Here is a 21,687-nt window from a genome sequence, read left to right as displayed (position 1 = left end):
TTCCTCCGCAGACTTCCCGTGAAAGGCACCACGAGACCCATGTCCGACCTGTTGCGCGCCCCCGCCGAGATCAAGTACGCCGAGGAACTGGACTGGCTGGAGTCGGTCGACGACAACCCCAAGCCGTTCTCCTGGCGGCTGTCGCCGAAGATGATCCGCCTGTTCGTGCTGGGCGCGGACCGGTCCGACGGCCTGGACCGGACGATCGCGCAGAAGTGGTTCGGTGAACGCAGCATCGTCGAGCGCGCCATCGTCACGCTGGCGTCCGACCGGGGCCTGCTGCTCATCGGCGACCCCGGCACCGGCAAGAGCTGGCTGGCCGAGCTGCTGGCCGCCGCGATCTCCCGCAACTCCACCCAGGTGGTGCAGGGCACGGCGGGCACGACCGAGGACCACATCAAGTACTCGTGGAACGTGTCGATGGTGATCGCCAAGGGCCAGTCCCGCGAGTCGATGATCCCGTCGCCGATCATGAACGCGATGGAGTCCGGCACGATCGGCCGGTTCGAGGAGCTGACCCGCTCCACCAGCGACGTCCAGGACGCGCTGATCTCGGTCCTGTCCGAGAAGTACATCTCCGTGCCGGAGCTGGACCACGACAACATCGTGTTCGCCAAGCCCGGCTTCTCCGTCATCGCCACCGCGAACAGCCGTGACCGAGGCGTGAACGACCTGTCGTCCGCGCTGAAGCGGCGGTTCAACTTCGTCCGCATCCCGGTCGTGACGAACAAGAAGAGCGAGGCCGAGATCGTCCGGTTCCGCACCGAGGAACTGCTGCGCCGCCACCAGATCGAGCTGGACGTGCCGCCGACCCTGCTGGACGTGCTGCTGCGCAGCTTCGCCGACCTGCGCGCGGCGGCGTCGGCGGCGGGCAGCGACGACGAGAAGCTGGAGTCCGCGCTCTCCACCGCGGAGCAGATCGGCGTGCTGGAGGACGCCATCCTGCACAGCAACTTCTTCGGCGGTCAGGAGCTCACCGCACGCACGCTCGGCTCGTCGCTGGTGGGGTCGCTGGCCCGGCGGGCGCCGGAAGACCTGGCGATCATGAACAAGTACCTGCACGGCGTGGTCGAGCCGCGCGGCAACGCCGAGGGCGGGGAGTGGCCGGAGTTCCTGGCCGGCGGGCGCGACACGATCGCCACCCTCTCGTGAGCTTCGAGTCGCTGCGCACGCAGCTGCAGGAGGCGGCGACGACGTTCGCCGACGGCCCCGGTGCCCTGGAGGGCATCCTGCTCGGCATGGTCGACGACGTCGACCGGGCGGTGACGGAGCCGCTGGAGATCTTCCCGGTCTGCCACCACTCGCCGTCCTCCGCCGTGGCGATGGCCAGGCGGTTGCGGGACAAGCAGCCCAAGGTGATCTACCTGGAGCTGTGCGAGGACATGGCGCCGCTGCTCACCGAACTGCGCAACTGCCGCCTTCCCGTCGCGGTGCAGGCGTTCTCGAGCGAGGTCGACGGCTTCCCGGCCGAGTGGTCCCCGCTGTCGGTGGTCGCGCCGATCACCGAGGCGTCCGCCGAATACCAGGCGATCGCGTACGCACTGGACACGCCGGGGGTCGAGCTGGTCCTGGTCGACCGCTCCACGGACCACGTCTTCCAGTGGCAGCGGCCGGAGTCCAGGCAGACCGACGACGAGGCGCTGCACGGCGACGCCGTCGGCGTGGAGATCGGCGACCTGCGGCCGCGCTTCGCCGAGTTGGAAGAGCACCTGCTGCACCACGGCAAGGTGCGGCACTGGTCGGAGTGGTGGCACCAGTACGTGGAGCTCCCGCTGGGCGACAGCGACCACGACACCTACCGCCAGGTGATGTTCCTGATCGGCAGCCTGTTCCGCCGCCTCGCCCCCGGTGATCCCCACCGCGTGCGGGTGGACGAGGACCGCGAGCGCTACATGTGGACCCGCATGCGCGAGCACCTGGCCGCCACCGGCACGGACCCGGCGGACTGCCTGTACGTCTGCGGCGCGTTCCACGCGGCCAGCAGGGTGGCGGAGTTCGGTGTGGCCGGCAGCGACGGCTTCGTGATCAGCCCGCGCAGCGCGACGAAGTGGCAGCACGGCCTCATCCCGTCGAGTCACGCGGCGATCGAGGCGCAGTTCGGCCTGGCGGCGGGGTCGGTCTCCATCGCGGCCACCGAGTGGGCCAAGAACCTGCGCCGCACCAAGGTCACACCGTTCCAGCTGGAGGGCCAGGCCGGCAGCAGGAAGAAGACCCGCAAGCCGCCCGCACTGCCCGCCGCCGCGGCGGAACTGCCCGCCGCCGACCAGCTCACCGGCTTCCTGCAACGGCCCCCGGCGCTCGACCGTCTCGACGAGGCCGAGCTGCTGGGCTGGTCGGTGGACATCGTGCGCGCGGCCCGCCGCAACGGCTACCTGGCCTCGACCGCCGACGCCATCGCGGTCTTCGAGACCTCGATCCTCCTGGCGGGCCTGCGCGACAGGGCGAGGCCGACCCCGTACGACTTCCAGGACGCCGCCGTCACCTGCATCGAGAAGGACGTCGTTCCGGGCCGCCGGGACGTCCGCCGCCTCGTCGAGATCATGATGGGCGGCGACCGGATCGGCCAGGTCGGCTACGACGCGCTGCCGCCCCTGGCCAGAGACGTGCACGACCGCCTGGCCCCGCTCAACCTCGCACTGCACCAGCGAGGGGTCCGGCGAGCGCTCCTCGACATCGCCTCCGAACCGGAGCTGGAACCCTGCTCGAACCTGCTCTGGATGCTGCGCTACCTGCTTCCGCACGGCGCGGCCCGCCCGATCATGGGGGAGCGCGAGCTGGGCGAACGCCCGATCCAGGAGTCGTGGGACCTCGCACTGGGCACCCACCAGCGCGCCCTGATCGAACTGGGCTACGAGGGCGTCAGCGTCGAACAGGTGCTGGAACAACGCCTGCGCCGCAACGCCAACGACCCGCAGGCCACCACGGCGACAGTCCTGGAGTCCGTCGAGGACGCCATCCGCTACCTGCACAGCCCGTGCCTGGCAGGGGAGTTGGGCGCCAGAGCCCTGACGGTGCTCTCCGGTGAACGCACGGTGGACGGTGCGCCGGAGGTCCTGCGCCGCACCCGCCGCCTGCTCGCCTACTACCGCACGAACGAACCCGTTCTGCCGCAATGGACAGAACAGTTCGTGCGCGCCGGCTACGCCCACTACTGCACGTTGCTCCCCACGGCGTTCACCGACGAGGAAGCGGGCGTGGACCAGGTGGCGGCCATGCTGGGCTTCCTGTTCAGCATGGAGTCCCTGGCCCTGTCCCTGGGCTGCGACCGCACCCAGCTGGAACTGGCGGTGGCCCAGTCCCACCCGGAGGAACCGTCCAAGGTGGCGCTGCTCTGGGCGGCCCAGGTCCACCTGGGCACCCTGTCCAGGGCCGACCTGCGCGCCCGGTGCGACGCCCTGCTCACGAACCCGATGTCGCTGCCCAGCTTTCCCCGCTATCTGAGCGGCTTCGTGCACGCCCTGGACCCGGTCCCCAGCCTCGTGGACTTCGTGGTGGAGACGATGTCCAACGCCTTCGCCCACCTCCCGGACCCGTTGCTGCTGCCGTGGTTGCCGACCCTGATCAGCACCCTGCGAGCGAAAGGCTCCCAGTTCGTCCCCCTGCTGATCCGCGAGGCGGGCCGGGTGTTCCCGGGCCGGCTGGCGACACTGGACGAGTGGGCCCCGCCCTGGCACGACCAGCCGGCGGCGCCTGCGGTGCGCAGGAACTCCGGGCAGGGCTCAGCGCTGCTGAGCGCCCACCCGGCGACCTGCGACGCACTCGCGGACCTGCTGGGCTGCGCGGGTCCGTGGCAGGCCGCTCCCAGTGGTGCGGCACTGCTGACCCGTCACCCGGACACCGCGGTGGCGGTGGAGGCGCTGCTGGTCACCTGAGCGGACAGCGGCAGCACGCTCACCGGTCAGCCCCGTCACGACATGGCGACTGGAGAGCTTGCTCGTCGCTTGACGGGAATCGTCTCGGTCTGAGTCCAGGCCGCTTCCGAGGCCGGATGCCGAGGCGACGGGCACCTGGGGTCTCGCGTCGCGTTCGTCGCCGAAGCGCACGCCGTCCGCGAATCCCTGGCGCCCGCCGCCTTGGTCGATCCGGTGGCCCCTGGTGGACCTGCACGGCTACTCCGGTGCAGGCGGACTGCTCACCGACCGGCCCACCGTCCACCACGCCGAGAACCACCCGCGAATGCGCCAGATCGAGCCACTGTCGACCCGGACCCGGTTCTTCACACCCCCCGCAGCAGCATCAGCCGGGATCGGTCCCAGGGCGCGCGGTCAAGCCCGGTTCAGGACTGGGCGGTCGGTCGCACGACGATCTCGTTGACGTCGACGTCCGCCGGCTGGTCGATGGCGAACATGATCGCCCTGGCGATCGCATCCGGCGTGATGGCCATGGCGTCGCGCTGCTCTTCCAGCGCTCCGCGAACCTTCGGGTCCGACACCCTCGCCACGAAGTCGGTGGCGACGAAGCCCGGGCAGACCAGGGTGACGCGGAGGTCCGGTCCCGCCTCGAGGCGAAGGCCCTCGCAGAGGACGCGGACCGCGGTCTTGGTGGCGCCGTAGACGGCCATGGCGGGCGTGGGTGCCATGCCCGCGACCGATCCCACCGTCACGAACTGGCCCTCGCCCTGACGCCGGAACACCGGCAGGGCAGCGCTGATCCCGTGCAGCACGCCCTTGAGGTTGACGTCGACCATCCGGTCCCACTCGTCCGTCTTGAGCTCGTCGAGTGCCGAGATCGGCCCGATACCCGCGTTGTTCACCAGGACGTCGAGCCGGCCGAACTCGGCTTCGGCGGTCGCGACGAGCGCGTGCACGTCGTCCCGGCTGGTTACATCGGTCTCGACGGCGACCGCCTGGCCTCCGGCGGACCTGATGGCGTCGACCACTTCGTCGAGTGATTTCGTCGTCCGGCCGCCCAGGACGAGCTTCGCGCCGCGCTCGGCCAAGCCGACCGCCGTCGCTCGTCCGATCCCGCCGGCGGCGCCGGTGACGACCACGACCTTGTTCTCGATCACGCGATGTTTCCGATCAGTTCCGGGGAGTCCGCCATCAGCGGAATCCTGATTGGGGGAGTCGTTCGACAGGGTCAACGGTTGCCGGCGGAGACCGGCAGGAGTTCGGACCAGGGAGCGACGGTCGCGTACAGCGCCTGCATCGAAGCGAGCGATGGTGCCAGGAAACCGTCGTAAGCCGCGGTGGCGTCGGAGGCGACGGCGACGTCGAAACGGCGTTCGAGTCCGGATCGGACGGTGGACTCGACGCACACGTTGGTCAGCACCCCGGCGACGACGAGGTTCGTGACGCCGAGAGCGCGCAGGTCTTCCTCGAGGCTGGTGTGCAGGAACGCGTCGTAGCGGTCCTTGTCCACCACGACCTCTCCGGGTTCCGGGGCCAGGCGGTCGAGCACCTCGGCGTCCCAGCTGCCGTGGGTGAGCATGCGCGGTTCGACGGCGAGGATCGGCGCGGCGGCAGCGCGCCAGCCGGCGGACATCTCCGGACCGCCTTCGCTGATGACCTGGCGGGAGTAGAACACCGGCAGTCCCGCCCCGCGCGCGGAAGCGATGAGGTTCCCGGCCGCCTCGACGACCGGCTCGACGTCGGGGAGTCCCATGCCCGCGCGGGCGAGAGACCCGTCCGGGTGCAGGAACCCGTTCTGCATGTCGATGATCAGGACAGCTGTGCTGGTCAAGGGGAATTCCTTTCCGGATGGAGGTGCTGCGCCGGGTCAGAAGACCGCGACGGGGTTGCTGGCGCTGGAGGTGACGCCGACGAGTCGCCACGGCAGAGCGGCGAAGAAGAAGTGCCACCGGTTCTCCTGCCGGCAGACGGCGGCGAGTTCGGTGAGCTCCAGGTTGTCGATCAGCCAGAGGCCGAGGGCGACCAGCGCCACCGCGTGCACGGGTCTGGTCAGGTCCGCGCTGTAGCCGGAGGGCTGCACGTCCTGCACGCCGTCGTTGCCGAGGACCGCGATGTCGCGTTCGCGCAGGAAAGGCAGGCAGCTCGCGTGCAACCCGGCCTGCCTCGCGGCGGGCCCGACCGCGTCAGGGCCCTCCTGCAGGATCCGGGCCACGTTGCCGGTGTGCACCAGCAGGGCGTCGCCGGGACGCACCACGACGCCCTGGCGCTCCTCCGCGGCGAGCAGGTCGTCGGGCGTCACCGCGTGACCCCGCTCCAGCCAGTCGACCCCGTGCAGGGCCGCGATGTCCAGCAGCACGCCTCTCGTGAGGAAGCCGTGCTCCGCGTGGTGGACGGACAGCTTGCGCGCGCCGCCGAGAGAAGTGGTGTCCGAGGCGGGGAAGCCGTTGTAGTTGAAGCCGTCCCACGAGTAGTGGGCCAGGCCGTCGACGTGGGTGTTGGAACCGTGCGCGGCGATCCCGACGAACTCGGTCACCGCGTCGAACCGCAGCGGCCGGCCGAAGTGCTCCTCGACCTCGTTGGTCCCGGTGAACCGCTGCACCGCGGAGTTCCCCGACGCCAACGGGTCCGGGGTCCGCGGATCGATGTCCCGCGAGAGCGAGACCGCACGCCCGGACCGCACCAGCGTCGCCGCCGCGGCGCGGACCTCGTCCGTGATGGTGTTCAAGGTGCCCAGGCGGTCGTCCTCGCCCCAGCGGCCCCAGTTCGACAGCGAGGTGAAGAACTCCAGCACCTCGTCCTCGGTCAGGTCCACGCCCCGTCCGTTCATCGGTGTGCCTCCGCCAGCGTGCGGAAGCCGGTCAGCAGGACGTCGCGATCGCCCGCGAGCGTGATCGTCCGCGAGGGCGTGGACGTCGGCTCCCACGCGGCGTTGGCGACCACGTACTCGATGCCGGCTTCCTGGCAGGCGCGAAGCACGCGTTCGTGGGCCTGCCGGAGCTCGTCGTGGGCGACGTCGCCGTCATGGCCCCAGGCCATGCTCAGGTCGAAGGGACCGAACATCAATCCGTCCAGACCCGATCGCGAGGCGATGGCCTCGACGTTCTCCAGTCCTTGCGGGGCCTCGATCAGGCCGAACACCAGCACGTCGGCGTCGGCGCGCGACCGGTCGGCCGGCCAGTCCGCGGTGACGTGCCCGACCGAGCGCACCGAGGGACACGCTCCTCGCCGTCCCGCCGGCGCGTACCTGGTGGCGGCGACCAGGGCGGTCGCCTGGTCGAGGGTGTTCACCTGGGCGGCGAGGATCCCGGTGGCGCCGAGGTCCAGAACGCGCTGGATGAACGTCGGCTCGTGGTCCGCCACGCGGACGATCGAGTCGACCCCGGCGGCGTCGGCGGCGCGGATGAGCTCACGGATCTCCGCCAGTGACAGCGATCCGTGCTCGGCGTCGATCCAGACGTAGTCGACACCGGCCTGGCCGACGATCTCCACGAGGTCCGGGCTGGGGAGCTGCACCGCGACGCCGAGGGCGGTCGTTCCCGCTTCCCAGGCGGCGCGGATGCGGCGCGGTCGGTGCAGCATGCGTGACTCCTCAGGTCGTGTTTCGTTGATCGACAATTCGACTTTAAGTTCGGCCAACGGCCAACAGTTTCGGTATTGTCGAAAGTAGTGTCGATCACGCGGGGGGATTGTGGGGCTGCAGCTCGTCCACATGGAGATCATGCTGGCTCTGGCGGAGTCCGGCAGTGTGACCTCGGCCGCACGTGCCCTTCACCTTGCGCCGTCACGGATCAGTGAACGCATCCGGGAACTCGAGACGGAGCTCGGCGTCGTCCTGTTCGACCGCACGACCCGGCCCGCCACCCTGACCGCCGCGGGCGAGGCGCTGATGCCTCGCGCGCGAAGCATCGTCGCCGAGTTCGACCTGATCGAAACCATGTTCCGCACGGCGCAGACGCCACCCGTCCGCGTCGGCATGCGCTCGCTGCCCTCGGAGTTCCGCGTGTCGCTGGTCGACCACGTGATCAGGCCCGCCGTCGGGCGGTCGTCGCTGTCGCTGCGCCCCCTCGACTCCCTCGAGCAGGCGGCGTTGCTGCGCACTCGCGACCTCGAGCTCGGCCTGCTGTGGACGGACTTCGGCGGGGACGACGAACTCGAGCAGCTGCCCGTGCTGGAGGAACGGTTCCTGATGGCGGTCCCGGACACGCCGCGGTTCCACCGGCTCGAGCACGTGAGCCCGGAAGACGTCGTCGGACTCCGCCTGGCCACCAACATCGACCCCTGGAACTTCCCCGCCGTCCTGCACCCCTATCTGGAGATGCTGCCGCTGGTCGACCGGGTCAACGCCGCCGTCGAGGACGGGATCCTGATGCTGCTCTCCGACGGCGCGCACTGCTCGTTCGTGCCCGCCACCTGGGACGACCACAGCCACGTCGCCCCGCACCACGGCGAACGGGTGTTGCTGCGCCCGATGCGGGACCCGCAGCCCGTCATCGTGACCTACCTGACCTGGCGCCGGGACCGCAGCGACGAGACGCCGATCAGCCAGGTGCTCGACCGGGCGCGACGGCGGTTCCCCCAGCCGCAGCGCCGCTGACCGTCCCGATCCTGGACACGTCCTGACGTCGACGTTCCGCGAATCGACTGCACCGCACCAGGACCAGTGACGAAATGCCGGCCGTCGATCACTTCCGGTAGTCGCGTTGATCGACGATGTGCGCGACTTCCCGCCCTGACACGATCTTGAACGACCGAGTCGCACCCGGGGCGAGAGGAGACGTGGTGAAGGAACGCGCGCCCACCGCTTTGATCACCGGAGCCGCCGGCCTGCTCGGCGCCGAACTAGTCGAACGCTTCCGCGCCAACGGTTTCACCACCCTCGGACTCGACATCGCCGGTGACGTGGACCTCGTCGTCGACCTCGCCGCCGGCGAACTCGACGACGAGCGGCTGCACGACATCGACGTGGTGGTCTCCAACGCCGCCGTGCTGACCACGGTGTCGCGTGCCGACCGGATGACGCAGGCGCAGTGGGACAAGGACATCGCGGTCAACCTCAGCGGTGCGTTCCGGGTGGTCCGGGCGTGCTTGCCCGGCATGGTCTCCCGGGGCCACGGCAGGGTGATCGCCGTGTCCAGCACGGCGGCCGCGCTGGGACTGAACCGCCAGGTCGCCTACGCGGCGAGCAAGGCCGGGTTGATCGGCATGATCAAGACGATCGCCTTGGAGAACGCCGCCAACGGGATCACCGCCAACGCGGTGCTGCCCGGGGTCATCGGCAACGGGAGCACCACCCTGCCGCCCGAGCTGGAGGCGGTCATCCCGATCGGGAGACCCGGCCGGGCCCGGGAGATCGCGGACGTGATCGCCTTCCTGGCTTCCCCGGCCGCCGGCTACCTCACCGGGCAGACCATCACCGTCGACGGCGGTCTGTCGCTGTCACCCGCGGCCCTCGCCGCTCCCGAACCCCCGACGCACACCCGCTCCGGTCACCGGGACACGCACGAGGAGGCATGAATGCACGTGCTCGTCGATCTGGCCGCGTGCCAGTCCTACGGTCAATGCGTCTACGCCGCACCGGAAGTGTTCCGGCTGGCACACGAAGAGGTGCTGGAGTGGGACTACGCCCCGTCCGGCGACGCCGAGGAGCCGGTCCGGCGCGCAGCCCACGCCTGCCCGGTCGGTGCCATCACGTTCTCCTCCGGCGGGGAGGCGGGCGATGACCGGGCTTGACCGCATCGTCGTCGTCGGTGCCGGTCTGGCCGGGTTGCACGCCGCCCAGGCGCTGCGGGAGTCCGGGTTCGACGGCTCCCTGCACGTGGTCGGCCGCGAACCGCACCTGCCGTACGACCGTCCTCCTCTGTCGAAGGTCATTCCCGCCGGCCGGCTGGCCGCGGACGAGACCGGGCTGCCGGGTGCCGGCTCCCTGCGGGCGACGTGGCACCTCGGAACAGCCGCGACAGCGCTCGACCGCGAGGCGCGGACGGTGACGCTGTCCGACGGGACGACCCTCGACTTCGACCGGCTCCTCATCGCCACCGGCACACGCGGCGTCGCCTGGTTCAACGAGGAAGAGTCCGCGTTGGACGGTGTCGTACCGATCAGGACCCGTGACGACGCCGCCGATCTGCGTCGCCGGCTCGCCTCCGGTCCCCGCCGCGTCGTCGTCATCGGCGGCGGCTTCATCGGGGTCGAGGTGGCCTCCGCCTGCCGGGACCTGGGCATCGACGTCACCGTGGTCGAGGCGGCGTCCCAGCCGATGGAGAACGCGCTCGGCCAGACCGTGGGCACGGCCGCCGCCAGTCTGATGCGCACGCACGGCGTCGACTTGCGCCTGGGCACGAGGACGAAGTCGATCCTCGGTGACGACCGGGGCCGGGTGCGCGCGGTCCACTTGGACGACGGGTCCGAAGTGGACGCCGACGTCGTCGTCACCGCGCTGGGTTCGCGGCGCAACGTCGAATGGCTCGACTCGGCCGGTCTGCTCATCGACCGGTTCGGGATCGCCTGCGACTCCACCATGCGCGTGCTGACGAACGACGGTGCCGTCGACAACGGCATCTGCGCCGCGGGGGACGTCGCCCGCTGGCCGCACCCCGTCTTCCGGAACCAGATGATCGCCGTGGAGCACTGGGACACCGCCGTCGGCCAGGCCCGGCACGCTGCCGCGACCATGCTGGGGTCAGCCGGGCCGAGGTGGGTGCCGCGCCCGTACGCGAGTCTCCCGCGCTTCTGGTCGAACATGTTCGGCACGAACATCAAGGCACTCGGGATTCCCCGGTTCGCGGACTCCGTCCAGGTCGTTCAGGGCTCGCTGGAGAACCGGAGAGCGGTGATCCTCTACGGGCGGGACGGGCACACCGTCGGCGCGGTGGCGTTCAACGCGCCGCGCGAGCTCGAGGGCTACGCGGGACTGATCACCGCGCTGGCGCCGTTCCCGCCGGAGATCAACGCCGCGGACTGGGGCGGTGGCCCCGTCCCGGACGTGGTTCCCGCCCGGTTCCCCCAGGCCGGCCACGCCGACCACGACCCCACCGCGCAGGTCGTCGGCCCCGCACCCGCGGACCCCGTCGCCGCGCTCGGGTTCCCCGACCCCGGAGCAGAGGAGCGTCCATGAGCCACCCGTACGACTCCTTCGAGGAGATCCTCAGGCCGCAGCGGCGTCTCGCCCCGGACCGGGGGTGGTCGGCACTGCGCGAGCAACCCGTGCGGCGGGAGCCCGACGGCCGATGGGTGATCTCCGGGTATCCGGAGATGCGGCAGCTGTTGTCGGACCCGCGGGTCAGCAGCGTCGGCGACGGTGAGGCGAGCGCCCGGCTGCTGATCAGCGACACCGACGCGCCCGACCACGAGTGGATGCGCCGCTACCTCATGCGGCAGTTCGGTCCGCCCTGGCACCCCGGCAAGGTCGCCGGACTGGAACCGCAGATCCGCGCGACGACGAAGCGGCAGCTGGACCTGCTGGCCGATCGCACGGAGATGGACGTGGTCGACGACTTCGCCTACCACGTCCCGGTCGCCGCCATCTGCGCCCTGCTCGGCATACCGGATGACGACCACGACATGTTCGCCGAGTGGATGCAGCCCTTCACCTCCGCCAGGAACCTGGAGGAGACCGTGGCCGGATTGCAGGAGTCGAAGAGTCGCGCGACGCCCTACCTCCACGACCTGCTCCGCAGCCGGCGTGCCGACCCGCGCGACGACATGGTGTCCGGTCTGGCGGCGGGGGAGGGAGACGACCGGCGGGTGCCGGACGACGACCGCATCGTCGAGAACCTGTTCCTGCTCTTCCTCGGCGGGCACGAGACCACGATCAACGCCGTCTCCAGCGCCGTCCTGCTGCTGATGCACCACCCGTCGGTCCTCGAGGAGGTGTCGCGGGAACCGGCGCTGCTGCCCGCGTTGTTCGAGGAGGTGCTCCGGCTCGAACCTCCCGCCCAGATGTTCGCCAACCGGCGGACGCTCGCCGACGTCGAGATCGCCGGGAACGTCATCCCCCGCGGATCGACCCTGGTCCTCGTGACCGCCGCCGCCAACCGCGACCCCCGTCAGTTCCCCGACCCGGACGTCCTGGACGTCCACCGGGCCGGGAACGCGCACCTGAGCTTCCAGAGCGGGGCCCACTACTGCTTCGGCGCCCCGCTCGCCCGGCTCGAGGGCCGCGTCATGATCGGCGAATGGGTGCGGCGGGTCGTCAACCCCGAACTGGTGGACTCCTCACCCGTCTTCCGGGACAACGCCGCCATCCGCGGGCCTCTGCACCTGAACATCGCGTACGACGGGATTCGTGACTGAGGCGATGCGCGGAACTCGAGGGCTCCGGCCCCTGGTGGTCCTGCTCTTCACCGGTCTGGTCCTGTGGGCTCTGCGGGGCCTGCCGAAACAGCTCGGCGCGGTGCGCGCGAACCCCGTCCGCTCACCGAGGTTCACCGGTGGCAGGTTCCGCAACCCGGTTCCCACCGACCTGGTCCGCAAGGGCTCGGTGCCGTCCGCGTTCCGCGAGCAGTTCTTCGGAGGGCAGCAGCGCACTCCCCGCCGCCCGGTCCCGGTCCTGACCCCCGACTTCGGACGGGGCACACGAACGGACGGGCTCGTCATCACCTGGATGAGACACGCGTCGGCACTGGTGGAGATCGAAGGCACCAGGGTGCTGTTCGATCCGGTGTGGAGCGAACGCTGCTCGCCGGTCGGGTTCGCCGGACCGCGGCGCCTGCACCGAAATCCGGTCGAGCTGCACGATCTCCCTCCCGTCGACGCCGTGGTGATCTCCCACGACCACTACGACCACCTCGACATGGCGACGATCAAGAGCTTGGCCGCGAACCAGGACACCCGGTTCATCGTGCCGTTGGGGGTCGGAGCTCACCTCGAACGGTGGAACGTGCCGATCGGGCGCGTGACAGAACTCGACTGGGGAGACAGCACCGGCGTCGTCGGCATCGGCGGTAGCGGTGGGGCGATCACCCTGACGGCGACCGGTGCCCGGCATTCGTCCGGCCGGGGCTGGGCCCGGGACACGACGCTCTGGGCCTCGTGGGCGGTGCGGGGGCAGGCGCGGAGTCTGTTCTACACGGGCGATTCCGGCTACTGGAGCGGGTACCGGTCCATCGGTGAGGAGCACGGCCCGTTCGACGTGTCGATGGTGCAGACCGGCGCCTACAACGACGCGTGGCCGGATGTGCACATGACCCCGGAGCAAGGAATCGCTGTTCACCTGGACGTGAGAGCACGGCTCCTGCTCCCGCTGCACTGGTGCACCTTCACCCTGGCGCCGCACGACTGGGCCGAACCGGCCGAACGCCTGTGCGCGGCGGCGAGTGCGCAGGACATCGCGCTCGTCGTTCCGCGTCCCGGCCAACGAGTGGACGTCGACGCACCTCCGGCCCTCGACCCGTGGTGGCGCGACGTCATGTAGAGCCGTGCCGGTCATCGCCGTCGCCGGCGCGCCGGCGAGTCCCGCTCCACTGTGGTCCCATCCGCGCCGGTGGCCCGTGTTATCCACATCGCGACCTCGACCCGGCTGGTGAGGTCGAGTTTGGTGCGGATGTGGGTGAGGTGGCTGGCGACGGTCCGTTCGCTCATGCTGAGCGCGAGGGCGATCTGGGCGTTGGTCAGGCCGCGGGCGACGCACAGCGCCACCTGGCGCTGGCTCGGCGTCAGGACGTCCGCCGGCCGGTCGTCGGTCGGCAGGGCGCCGTTGATCGCATGGGCCTTCAGCTGGTCGACGGTCATCGACTGGCCCATCGCCACCGCGGCGGCGGCTCTCGCGGGACCGACGGCGGAACGGGCGGCATCGGTCGCGGCGTCGAGCTGGTCGTTGCCGAAGGAGTCGAGGACGAAGCCGACCCTGGCCGCGCCGGAGGACAACCGGAGCGAACGCTCGTTCTCACCGCGGCGCGCGGCGAGGATCGCCGCGCACTTGAGCGCGCCGCTGACCGCGTTGTGGTGCTGGAAATCGGTGGTGAGGATCGCTTCGACGTAGTCGGCCGCCGTCGCGTCGTCGCCGCGTTCGATCGCGACGATCGCGGCGACGTGCAACAGCGTCGTTCCCCACTCGTTGGCGAAACGGGCGGCCAGCGGCAGGGACTGGTCGGCCTGCCCCTCGTGCAGCGCGATGGCCTCCGAGATGGTCCTGTGGGCGGCGTCCGCGTCGCCGTCCGCGACGAGCAGCCACGCCTGGATGCTCAGGACCCGTCCGAGCGACCCGATGTTCCCCTCGGCCCGCAACCGGTCGATCAGCTCGGCACCGACCTCGGCACCACCGGCCGCGTCGTCGACCAGCCCCCGCGTGATCATGAGTGCGCTGAGCGCCATCGTCAGCACGGTGACGTCGTCGAGACGGCGCGCCACCGCGGTCGCGTCGTCCGCGTGGCGCCTCGCCGTCGCGTGATCGCCGGTCCTGCCCGCGTTGACCGCCATCATCCAGTGCGCGGTCGCCTGGTCGGCCGGCGAGGCCAGAGGGCTCGCGAGCACGTCGAGGAGGATCTTGCTGGTCTCCGTCATCTCCATCCGGGTGGTGAGGATGCGGGCGAGCAGGAGCGCGACCTTCAGGTGTTCCGGGTGGGAGAGCGCGGCCGCGGCGTCGGCCGCGTACCGGACGTTGTCGCATTCGGCGACGATCCGGTTCATCAGCAGGGTGTGTTCGTCACCCCAGGGGTTGTCCGCCAGCTGCCGCTCGCCGAGCGCCAGCCAGTCGATCAGGCGCTCCTGTGCGGACGTCAGCGCACCGGCGGCGGTGAGCACCTCCAAGCCGAAGGCGCGCAACGACTCCAGGATCCGGAAGCGACCGGGCACGTGCGGGTCGGTGACGATCATCGACTTGCGGGTGAGGTCGGCGAGCAGCGCCCAGAGCTGTGACCGGGTGAGGTCGAGCCCGCTGGCGACGGCGGCGGCCGTGTGCTGGTCGAAACCGCCCGGCAGCAGGCAAAGGCACGCGAACACCTCCCTCGTCTTCGAGTCGAGGAGGTCGAAGCTCCACCGGATCGCGCCGCGCAGGCTGTGGTGCCGGTCGAGCGTTCCGCGCTGGGCGTCGACGAGCACGTCGAGCGGTTCCGCCAGTGCCCGCAGCAGCAGGTGCGGACTGAGGATGTCGCTCTGGCGTGCGGCCAGTTCGATCGCCAGGGGCAACCCGTCCAGCCGGTCGCAGATCTCCGCGACGGCGTCCAGGTGGGCATCGATGTCGAAGTCCTGCCGGACGTCCCGGGCCCGCTCGGCGAACAGGCGCACGGCGTCGGCGATGCGCGCGCCCCGGCCGGTTCCCCTGGCCGACGGGAACGGCGCCAGGGGCACGAGCACCTCACCCGGAGCCCGCAACGCCTCGCGGCTCGTCGTGAGGATCCGCAGCTCGGGTGCGGCTTCCCGCAGCTGGACGGTGATGTCCGCCGCGCCGCCGAGCAGGTGCTCGCAGTTGTCCAGCACGAGCAGGACGGGACCCGCCCCGGTGGCCTCCGCGACGACCTGCCGGGGGTGCTTGCCGGCACCCGCCAGCGCGGCCGCCGCACTCACCGCGGGGCCGATGAGCCACTCCCGCGTCACGGAGGACAGCCGCACCCACCACACGCCGCCGCGGTAGTCGTTGCGCACGAGCGCGGCGATCTCCCCGGCGAGGCGGGTCTTCCCGACGCCCGCGGGTCCGACGATGCTGACCAGCCGGCGGCGCCACAGCAGGTCGGGCACCTCGGTGAGTTCACGCCGGCGGCCGACGAAGCGGTCGAGCGCCGCGGGCGGACCGCCCGGCTGAGGTTCGCCGGAACGGTCCGGTGGCACGGTGACCGGCGGCGCCGCGCTGTCGTGCGCGGTGACGATGGCGGCACCGCTGCTGTACTGGCGGTGCAGGGTCGAGGCCGGCACGCTGAGCACGTCGGCCAGCTCCCGCCAGCTCAGGCCGTGGGCCCGGCCGAGCTCGACAGCGGACCGCAGGCCCCAGGCGGTCACCCGCTGGGCCTCGGCGAGTGCCTCCGCCACCGCCATCGGTTCCGATGTGCGGCCTGCCGCCGCCGCGACGTCCATCAACTGCCGCAAGTACGACTCGACCTCGCCGGCCAGGCGCCGGTCATCCTGTTGCGTCATCACGTCCCTCATGCCTTCTGCATGGAGGATTCTCACATTCGGGACCGATGTGGCGCTGTCCCGATCTGGGACGACGGTCTCGACTGGTGCACGGGCGCGACGGCCTACATCGTGGAAACGGTTGCGCCATGCGACGGATTTCTCACGGAGAGTGGCCGCACGGAATGGCGATGTGCGCGCGCCGCCACCCGACGACGATCTGGGTGATCTGTCAACCGGAAGGCCGCGCTGATGACCCACACCCGCACGAACGCCCAGGGGCACGCGGGTGCCCCTGAGCAGGACGGCCACCCCGTGAGAATCGTCGTCAACGGCAACGTCGTCGAAGCCGCGATCTCCGACCCGCGTCGCTCCCTGCTGGACTTCCTGCGCGAGGACTGCGGGCTCACCGGTGCCAAGTTCGGCTGCAACCAGGGGGGTTGTGGCGCCTGCACCGTGCTCGTGGACGACCGGCGCGTGTTGTCCTGCCTCACGCTCGCCGTGCAGGCCGACGGCGGGCGGGTGACGACGGTCGAGGGAGTGGGCGGTCCCGAGTCGTTGCACCCGCTGCAGGCCGCTTTCGTCGAGCACGACGGGTTCCAGTGCGGGTACTGCACGCCGGGCCAGATCTGCTCCGCGATCGGGATGGCCGCCGAGCTGGAACGCGGCCTGCCCAGCAAGGACTCCGAGGATCTGACGAGGGAGCCGCGCTGGTCGCACGCTGAGGTGCGCGAGCGGATGAGCGGCAACGTCTGCCGTTGCGGCGCCTACAACGGGATCGTCGACGCCATCGTCGAGCACTTCCAGGGCGCTGCGCAGGGGAGCCGGTCATGAGGCCGTTCACCTATCTGAAGGCCGACGACGTCGAAGGCGCGGTCGAGCTCGCCGCCACGACCGGTGGCCGGTACCTGGCCGGCGGGACCAACCTGGTCGACCTGATGCGCCAGGGCGTCGAGGCGCCCGAGGTGCTGGTGGACGTCCGGTCGTTGTCGCAGGACGTCGACGTCGAGCCGGACGGCACCCTGGTGCTCGGCGCGGGGGTCACCAACACCGCGGTGGCCGAGGACCCCCGTGTGCGCCAGGACTTCCCGTTGATCTCCCGTGCCGTCCTGAACGGCGCCACCGGGCAGATCCGCAACATGGCCACGGTCGGCGGCAACCTCCTGCAACGCACCCGGTGCCTCTACTTCTACGACACCGCGTCCCGGTGCAACCGGCGCGAGGCGGGCGCCGGCTGCGACGCCCTGCTGGGCGGGACGCACAACCACGCGGTCATCGGGCACTCCCGGAGCTGCGTCGCCACGCACCCGTCCGACCTCGCGGTCGCCCTCGCCGCCCTCGACGCCCGCGTGCACCTGCGCGGGCCGGGCGGGCCACGCGTCGTCGACCTGGTCGACTTCCACCTGCTTCCCGGAGAGGACGAGGTGCGGGACACGGTCCTGGAACCGTTCGAGCTCATCACGGCGGTGTCCGTCCCGCCGTTGCCCCGCAGGGCCAGGTCCGCCTACCGCAAGGTCCGGGAGCGGGCCAGCTACGCGTTCGCGCTGGTGTCGGTCGCCGCCGTGCTCGACATCGGCGACGGTGTCGTCCGGCAGGCACGGCTCGCCCTCGGCGGCGTTGCGGCCAAGCCGTGGCGGGCACGTCGTGCCGAGCAGCTGCTCGAGGGACGACCCGCCGGCCGCGCGTTGTTCCAGGCTGCTGCGCAGGCGGCGCTGGAGGGGGCGCAACCGCAGGGGGACAACTTCTACAAGCTCGCCCTGGCAACGCGGCTGATCACGGCCACGTTGCTGCAGCTCGCCGAGGAGGAGTCGTCGTGAACTTCGCCCAGAAGGTGGTCGAGGTCGCGGCCAGACTGCTTCCCGACCGGCGCCCGGACCCGCTGCTCGACCGGACGGACCTGGTGCAGGGCACCCCGATGACCCGCCGCGACGGTCCGCTCAAGGTCACCGGCCGGGCACCGTTCACCCAGGACGTCGTCGTGCCCGGCCTGACGCACGCCGCCATGGTGTGCAGCACGAGGCCGTCGGGCCGGATCGCCTCGGTCGAGGTGGGCGAGGCGGAGGCCGCCGACGGTGTCCTGCTCGTCATGACCCACCACAACGCGCCGCGGATGAAGGTGCCGCCGCTGCTGATCACGTTGAAGGGCGCCTCGTTCACCCACGCCCCCGTCATGCAGGACGACCGCATCCGGTGGAACGGAGAACCGGTCGCCGTCGTGGTGGCGGAGACCATCGAGCAGGCACGTCATGCGGCCGGCCTCGTCCGGGTCGCTTACGACGACGCCGGCACACCACCGGCCGTGGACTTCGAGGCCGAGCTGGACCGGGCCCGGCGCGCGGAGAACGTGCAGGGGGAGCAGACCCGGATCGCCAAGGGCGACGTCGAGGCGAAACGGGCGACCGCCGAGCACGTCGTCGACCACGTCTACCGGACACCGATGCACTACAACGCGGCGATCGAGCCGCATGTCACCGTGGTTCGGTGGGACGACACCGAGCACCTGACGATGTGGGACGCCACGCAGGCCGTCACGCACACGCAGATGTCGTTGGCCCACGTGTTCTCCCTGCCCGTCGGGAACGTCCGGGTGATCGCGAAGTTCGTGGGCGGTGCGTTCGGCAGCAAGATGCTCTGGAGCCACCAGCTGCTGTGCGCCGCTGCCGCCAAGATGCTCGACCGGCCCGTCCGCACGGCGCTGAGCCGGGAAGAGGTCTTCCGGATCACCGGAGGCCGCACACCGTCGGTGCAGCGCGTCGCGCTCGCCGCCAACGCCGCCGGCGGGCTGGCCGCGCTGAGCCACGAGGGCACCACCGCGATCGGCGTGGACGACAACGGCTTCGCCGAGCAGTTCACGTTTCCGGCACGCAGCCTGTACGCCTCGGACACCTTCCTCGTCGACCAGCACGTGCTCGAGCTCAACATGCCGGCGAACGCGTCGATGCGCGCGCCGGGGGACTCCATCGGTTCCTTCGCCCTGGAGAGCGCGATCGACGAGATGGCAGAGCTCCTGCGGGCCGACCCCGTCGAGTTCCGCACCCGCCTCGAACCGGACCGCAACCCGGCGACAGGGCGTCCGTTCTCCTCCCGTCACCTGGTCGAAGCGCTGTCCCGGGGTGCCGAGCGGTTCGGCTGGGACGCCCGCAACCCGGTGCCCGGCTCGACGCGACGAGGGGAGTGGTGGGTGGGCCACGGAGTCGCCGCGGCCAACTACCCCTACGTGCGGATGCCCAACGGCAAGGCTTCCATCACCCTGAGGTCGGACGGAACGGCGGTCGTGCGCACCGCCGCGCACGAGATGGGCATGGGGACCGCCACCGTCCAGGCGCAGCACGCCGCCGACCGGCTCGGCCTGCCCGTCGAGGCGGTGGAGTTCGAGTACGGCGACAGCGCGCTCCCGGCCGCCATTCCCGCCGGTGGATCCGCGCAGACCGCGGCCATCATCGCCTCGGTCACCGCGGCCGCCGACCAGCTGGTCAAGGTGTTGCTGAAACTGGCGCCCGCCCAGGGCGTCCTGGGCAAGGCCCGGCCCCGTGACGTCGAACTGCGCGACGGAGGATTGCGCCGCCGTGGTGGCGGACCCGGACTGTCCTATGTGGACGTACTGCTCGCCGCGGGCCGTGACGAGGTGACTGCCGAGGGCACCGAGTCCCTGCCGCTGGAGATGATGAAGTACTCGATGCAGTCGTTCGGGGCGCAGTTCTGCGAAGTCCGCGTCAACGACGTGACCGGCGAGATCAGGGTGGACCGCTGGCTCGGCGTCTTCGACACCGGCCGCGTGCTCAACCCGACCACCGCCGCCAGCCAGTTCCGCGGAGGCGTTGTCATGGGCATCGGCCAGGCGCTGACCGAGGAGGTGGCGGTCGACAGCCGCACGGGACGCATCATGAACCCGTCCCTCGCGCACTACCACGTCCCGGTACACGCGGACGTGCCCGCCATCGACGTCGACTGGCTCGGCCACGCCGATCCTCTCGCGCCGATGGGAGGACACGGTGTCGGCGAGATCGGCATCACCGGCGTCGCCGCCGCGATCGCGAACGCCGTCTACAACGCCGCGGGAATTCGCCTGCGGGAGCTGCCGATGACGCCCCCGAGGGTCCTCGCGGCCCTGCTCGACCCGGGAAGTGGGTAGACGCGGAGCCAGCGGACGAAGTGCGTGATCCCTGTGTCGTGATCGCGGGCGGTGGCATCGCCGGCCACATCGAGCCGGAACTGGTGCCGGCCGACGCCGTCAGGCGGTTGCGGCGGGAGCCTTGGGGGCATGCTGACGGTCATGAATCGTGAGCACGACGTCGTCGTCTACGGCGCTACCGGGTTCGTCGGGGCGCTGACCGCCGCATACCTGGCCCGGCACGCCCCCGAGGGTGTGCGGATCGCGTTGGCGGGGCGGTCCGCGGACAAGCTCGCCGCCACCAGGGCCGGGCTGCCTGCGGCGGCGCGGGAGTGGCCTCTGGTCGTCGCCGACTCAGGGGACCCGGTCGCGCTGGCGGCGCTGGCCGAGTCGACGCGGGTGCTCGCCACCACCGTCGGCCCGTATGCGCGGTACGGGCTCCCGGTCGTCGAGGCGTGCGCGCGGGCCGGCACGCACTACGCGGATCTGACCGGTGAGGTGTTGTTCGTCCGCGCCGCGATTGACGCCGTGCACGAGCTGGCCCTGGAGTCCGGAGCCCGGATCGTGCACGCCTGTGGCTATGACTCGATCCCGTCCGACCTGGGCATGCTGTTGCTGCACGAGCGGGCCGTGGCCGACGGCGCGGGTCCGCTCACCGACGTGCGGTTGGTGGCGACGGTCCGCGGCGGTTTCAGCGGCGGCACGATCGACTCGCTGCGCGCGCAGATCGAGGCCTACGAGAGCAATCCCGGCCTGCGCCGCGTCGCGGCCGATCCGCATGCGCTCAGTCCCGACCGCGCGGCAGAGCCGACGCCCGCCCAGCCCCGTGACGCGGGGATGCCCTCCCGCGCCGCCGACGGGACGTGGCAGGCGCCGTTCGTGATGGCCCCGTTCAACACCCGCATCGTGCGGCGCAGCAACGCCCTGCTCGACTGGGCCTACGGGCCGCAGCTGCGCTACGGCGAGGTCATGGGCGCCGGGAAGGGCGTCAGCGGAGTGCTCACGGCGGCGGGTATCACCGGTGGGCTGGCCGGGCTGGTCGGCGCGATGTCGGTCAAACCCGTCCGCGGCCTGCTCGACCGCGTGCTGCCCGCGCCCGGTACCGGGCCCAGTGAACAGGCTCGTGCGAAAGGCTGGTTCCGTTCGGTGCTGCACGCCACCACCGGCTCGGGACGCCGCTACCGGGCCACGGTCGCCGGACCAGGCGACCCCGGCTACGCCGCCACGGCCGTCATGCTCGGGCAGAGCGCCCTCTGCCTGGCCCTCGACGACCTCCCGCAGCGGTCCGGCTCGCTCACGCCCGCAACGGCCATGGGCCGGCCTCTGATCGATCGACTGCGGCTCGCCGGCCACACCTACGACGTCACGACCGCCTGACCCCATGCCACCGTGGAGGTTGGATGCTTCTTGCGGCCTCGGGAAGCGTGTCCTGGTTGTCTTGCCGAGCGAGGTTGTGAACGGTCCGATACGTAGTCGGGTGATCTTGGACTGGGGGAGGGCCTCCGGGTCGAGGACCGCGTGATCCGGACGCCGGGCGCCTGAGGCCTCAGCCGGAACAGGTCACCTGTCGCCGCCTCGGCGCCGATCACGGCCGGCAGTGGCCGGTCGGGACCGTCCCGTCGCGGAAGGAGGTGTCGACGTGGTCCAGTCTCCCGGCTTCCTTCCGCAACCGGGCCTCGC

General features: G+C 71.1%; 17 protein-coding genes. 12 read left to right on the top strand and 5 right to left on the bottom strand.

All coding sequences use genetic code 11. From position 1 onward, the window contains the following. Nucleotides 1-39 precede the first annotated feature (39 nt). Entirely contained in the window at nt 40-1,152 is a 1,113-nt protein-coding gene (locus ACFWGZ_RS14180) for an AAA family ATPase (protein ID WP_382451909.1), read from the top strand. Beyond that, on the top strand, nt 1,149-3,872 hold the full coding sequence (locus tag ACFWGZ_RS14175) for a DUF5682 family protein (protein WP_382451908.1): 2,724 nt from the start codon (nt 1,149-1,151) through the stop codon (nt 3,870-3,872). Before ACFWGZ_RS14180 ends, ACFWGZ_RS14175 begins: the two co-directional genes overlap by 4 nt. A gap of 404 nt (nt 3,873-4,276) precedes the next feature. Here ACFWGZ_RS14175 and ACFWGZ_RS14170 read toward each other — a convergent pair whose 3' ends face one another. From ACFWGZ_RS14170 to ACFWGZ_RS14155, 4 genes are all read right to left on the bottom strand, one after another. Continuing rightward, complete coding sequence (locus ACFWGZ_RS14170; RefSeq protein ID WP_382451907.1) at nt 4,277-5,008, bottom strand: SDR family oxidoreductase; 732 nt, start codon at nt 5,006-5,008, stop codon at nt 4,277-4,279. A 71-nt stretch (nt 5,009-5,079) separates the two neighbouring features. Next, nucleotides 5,080-5,682: a cysteine hydrolase family protein gene (locus tag ACFWGZ_RS14165; protein WP_382451906.1), complete on the bottom strand. Its 603-nt coding sequence runs from the start codon at nt 5,680-5,682 to the stop codon at nt 5,080-5,082. Nucleotides 5,683-5,718: 36 nt separating this feature from the next. Next, the gene (locus ACFWGZ_RS14160; RefSeq protein ID WP_382451905.1) at nt 5,719-6,678 is read right to left on the bottom strand and encodes a cyclase family protein; all 960 of its coding nucleotides are present in this window, start codon (nt 6,676-6,678) and stop codon (nt 5,719-5,721) included. Continuing rightward, a complete protein-coding gene (locus ACFWGZ_RS14155) occupies nt 6,675-7,430 on the bottom strand; it encodes an HpcH/HpaI aldolase/citrate lyase family protein (RefSeq protein ID WP_382451904.1) in 756 nt (251 codons plus the stop codon). Before ACFWGZ_RS14155 ends, ACFWGZ_RS14160 begins: the two co-directional genes overlap by 4 nt. A 130-nt stretch (nt 7,431-7,560) precedes the next feature. Between ACFWGZ_RS14155 and ACFWGZ_RS14150 the strand changes: the two genes are divergently transcribed. The 6 genes from ACFWGZ_RS14150 to ACFWGZ_RS14125 all read left to right on the top strand — a co-directional run bounded on the left by ACFWGZ_RS14150 (nt 7,561) and on the right by ACFWGZ_RS14125 (nt 13,263). Further along, entirely contained in the window at nt 7,561-8,445 is an 885-nt protein-coding gene (locus ACFWGZ_RS14150; protein ID WP_382451903.1) for a LysR family transcriptional regulator, read from the top strand. 185 nt (nt 8,446-8,630) lie between these two features. Then, nucleotides 8,631-9,365: an SDR family oxidoreductase gene (locus ACFWGZ_RS14145; RefSeq protein WP_382451902.1), complete on the top strand. Its 735-nt coding sequence runs from the start codon at nt 8,631-8,633 to the stop codon at nt 9,363-9,365. Beyond that, entirely contained in the window at nt 9,366-9,581 is a 216-nt protein-coding gene (locus ACFWGZ_RS14140; protein ID WP_382451901.1) for a ferredoxin, read from the top strand. After that, nucleotides 9,568-10,965: an NAD(P)/FAD-dependent oxidoreductase gene (locus ACFWGZ_RS14135; RefSeq protein WP_382451900.1), complete on the top strand. Its 1,398-nt coding sequence runs from the start codon at nt 9,568-9,570 to the stop codon at nt 10,963-10,965. Before ACFWGZ_RS14140 ends, ACFWGZ_RS14135 begins: the two co-directional genes overlap by 14 nt. Beyond that, a complete protein-coding gene (locus ACFWGZ_RS14130) occupies nt 10,962-12,143 on the top strand; it encodes a cytochrome P450 (RefSeq protein ID WP_382451899.1) in 1,182 nt (393 codons plus the stop codon). Before ACFWGZ_RS14135 ends, ACFWGZ_RS14130 begins: the two co-directional genes overlap by 4 nt. Next, a complete protein-coding gene (locus tag ACFWGZ_RS14125; protein WP_382451898.1) occupies nt 12,136-13,263 on the top strand; it encodes an MBL fold metallo-hydrolase in 1,128 nt (375 codons plus the stop codon). Before ACFWGZ_RS14130 ends, ACFWGZ_RS14125 begins: the two co-directional genes overlap by 8 nt. A gap of 11 nt (nt 13,264-13,274) precedes the next feature. On the opposite strand, the gene ACFWGZ_RS14120 is transcribed toward ACFWGZ_RS14125, so the two are convergent. Continuing rightward, complete coding sequence (locus tag ACFWGZ_RS14120) at nt 13,275-15,917, bottom strand: ATP-binding protein (RefSeq protein WP_382451897.1); 2,643 nt, start codon at nt 15,915-15,917, stop codon at nt 13,275-13,277. Between the two features lie 231 nt (nt 15,918-16,148). Between ACFWGZ_RS14120 and ACFWGZ_RS14115 the strand changes: the two genes are divergently transcribed. From ACFWGZ_RS14115 to ACFWGZ_RS14100, 4 genes are all read left to right on the top strand, one after another. After that, entirely contained in the window at nt 16,149-16,730 is a 582-nt protein-coding gene (locus tag ACFWGZ_RS14115) for a 2Fe-2S iron-sulfur cluster-binding protein (protein WP_382451896.1), read from the top strand. Then, nucleotides 16,727-17,713: an FAD binding domain-containing protein gene (locus ACFWGZ_RS14110; protein ID WP_382451895.1), complete on the top strand. Its 987-nt coding sequence runs from the start codon at nt 16,727-16,729 to the stop codon at nt 17,711-17,713. Before ACFWGZ_RS14115 ends, ACFWGZ_RS14110 begins: the two co-directional genes overlap by 4 nt. Next, on the top strand, nt 17,710-20,028 hold the full coding sequence (locus tag ACFWGZ_RS14105) for a xanthine dehydrogenase family protein molybdopterin-binding subunit (protein WP_382451894.1): 2,319 nt from the start codon (nt 17,710-17,712) through the stop codon (nt 20,026-20,028). The genes ACFWGZ_RS14110 and ACFWGZ_RS14105 overlap by 4 nt, the downstream gene beginning before the upstream one ends. A gap of 141 nt (nt 20,029-20,169) precedes the next feature. Continuing rightward, nucleotides 20,170-21,384: a saccharopine dehydrogenase family protein gene (locus tag ACFWGZ_RS14100; protein ID WP_382451893.1), complete on the top strand. Its 1,215-nt coding sequence runs from the start codon at nt 20,170-20,172 to the stop codon at nt 21,382-21,384. Nucleotides 21,385-21,687: the final 303 nt, after the last annotated feature.

The organism is Lentzea sp. NPDC060358 (assembly GCF_042725365.1).
Taxonomy (GTDB): Bacteria; Actinomycetota; Actinomycetes; order Mycobacteriales; family Pseudonocardiaceae; genus Lentzea.
This window is presented reverse-complemented; position numbering and strand designations above follow the sequence as displayed.

Bases quoted from the DNA above. Each gene is read 5' to 3' on its own strand.
- ACFWGZ_RS14180 (WP_382451909.1), top strand. From the start codon at position 40: ATGTCCGACCTGTTGCGCGCCCCCGCCGAGATCAAGTACGCCGAGGAA.
- ACFWGZ_RS14160 (WP_382451905.1), bottom strand. From the start codon at position 6,678: ATGAACGGACGGGGCGTGGACCTGACCGAGGACGAGGTGCTGGAGTTC.
- ACFWGZ_RS14155 (WP_382451904.1), bottom strand. From the start codon at position 7,430: ATGCTGCACCGACCGCGCCGCATCCGCGCCGCCTGGGAAGCGGGAACG.
- ACFWGZ_RS14150 (WP_382451903.1), top strand. From the start codon at position 7,561: ATGGAGATCATGCTGGCTCTGGCGGAGTCCGGCAGTGTGACCTCGGCC.
- ACFWGZ_RS14140 (WP_382451901.1), top strand. From the start codon at position 9,366: ATGCACGTGCTCGTCGATCTGGCCGCGTGCCAGTCCTACGGTCAATGC.
- ACFWGZ_RS14135 (WP_382451900.1), top strand. From the start codon at position 9,568: ATGACCGGGCTTGACCGCATCGTCGTCGTCGGTGCCGGTCTGGCCGGG.
- ACFWGZ_RS14130 (WP_382451899.1), top strand. From the start codon at position 10,962: ATGAGCCACCCGTACGACTCCTTCGAGGAGATCCTCAGGCCGCAGCGG.
- ACFWGZ_RS14120 (WP_382451897.1), bottom strand. From the start codon at position 15,917: ATGACGCAACAGGATGACCGGCGCCTGGCCGGCGAGGTCGAGTCGTAC.
- ACFWGZ_RS14115 (WP_382451896.1), top strand. From the start codon at position 16,149: ATGACCCACACCCGCACGAACGCCCAGGGGCACGCGGGTGCCCCTGAG.
- ACFWGZ_RS14110 (WP_382451895.1), top strand. From the start codon at position 16,727: ATGAGGCCGTTCACCTATCTGAAGGCCGACGACGTCGAAGGCGCGGTC.
- ACFWGZ_RS14100 (WP_382451893.1), top strand. From the start codon at position 20,170: ATGAATCGTGAGCACGACGTCGTCGTCTACGGCGCTACCGGGTTCGTC.